At 63.8% G+C, this 1,077-nt stretch carries 1 protein-coding gene; it reads right to left on the bottom strand.

Annotated elements, in window-relative coordinates; all coding sequences use genetic code 11:
- A partial coding sequence (locus ACFFJD_RS16695; RefSeq protein ID WP_382366226.1) for an IS630 family transposase occupies positions 1-1,022 on the bottom strand: 1,022 nt, incomplete at its 3' end.
- Positions 1,023-1,077: the final 55 nt, after the last annotated feature.

The raw sequence follows: 1,077 nt of genomic DNA, 5'->3' as shown, positions 1-1,077 counted from the left end.
TCGGCGGTCTTGGTCCAGACGAAGGGGTGTTTGCGGTCGTTCCAGCCGTTGATGAAGGCGCGGATCTTTGCGTTGAGGTCTTGGACTGAGGTGAAGACGCCGCGGCGGATGGCTTGGCGGTCGATGATGCCGAACCAGACTTCGACGAGGTTGAGCCAGGAGCCGGAGGTCGGGGTGAAGTGGGCGTGGATGTTCGGGTGCTGCTCGAGCCAGTCGCGGACTTCGGCCTTTTTGTGGGTGGCGTAGTTGTCCATCACCAGGTGCAGTTCCCGGTTGCTGTAGGCGCGGTCGATCTGCCGCAGGAACGCCAGGAATTCCTGGTGCCGGTGCCGTGGCTTGACTGCCGCGGTGACCTGTCCGGTCGCGATCTCCAACGCGGCGAACAGTGTGGTGGTGCCGTGTCGTTTGTAGTCGTGGGTACGGCGTTCGATCTGCCCCGGCTGCATCGGGAGCATCGGTGCGGTCCGGTCCAGAGCCTGGATCTGGGACTTCTCGTCCACGCACAGCACGATCGCGTTCTCCGGCGGCTCCAGGTACAGGCCGACGACGTCGGTGACCTTGGCGACCAGTTCGGGATCGGTGGAGAACTTGAAGGTTCCCGACCGCCACGGCTGAACCCCGTATTCGCGCCAGGCCCGGGCAACGGTGGCGTTCCCGATCCCCAAATGGCCGGCCAACAGGCGTGAGGACCAGTGCGTGACCCCATACTTCTTCGGCGGTGGCAGCAACGTCGCTGAAACCACTTTGGCATGATCGAGATGCCGAGGACGGCCCGGTCGGTCAGCATCGAGGAGGCCGTCCAGTCCGCCGTGAAGATAGCGTTCACGCCACTTGAGGACCGTCGGCACCGACGTCCCGACCACCTCGCTGATCCGCGTGTTCGCCACACCCTCAGCCGCCAGCGACACGATCCGCGCACGCCGCACCAGGCCCGCCGAGGTTGAAGTCGACCGCAACAGTCGGTCCAATGCAGCAGCATCGCCCTCACGCAATTGCAGCGCCGGAGCCGGAGAATTCGCCATATCCCATTATCGCAGGCGACAAACCCTCAACTAATTAACGACACGAGACACTAGG

Origin of the sequence: Gordonia phosphorivorans (genome assembly GCF_042432625.1) — a bacterium.
GTDB classification, from domain to species: Bacteria; Actinomycetota; Actinomycetes; order Mycobacteriales; family Mycobacteriaceae; genus Gordonia; species Gordonia phosphorivorans.
Note: the sequence above shows the minus strand (reverse complement) of the source record. Positions and strands in the feature narration are given on the sequence as shown.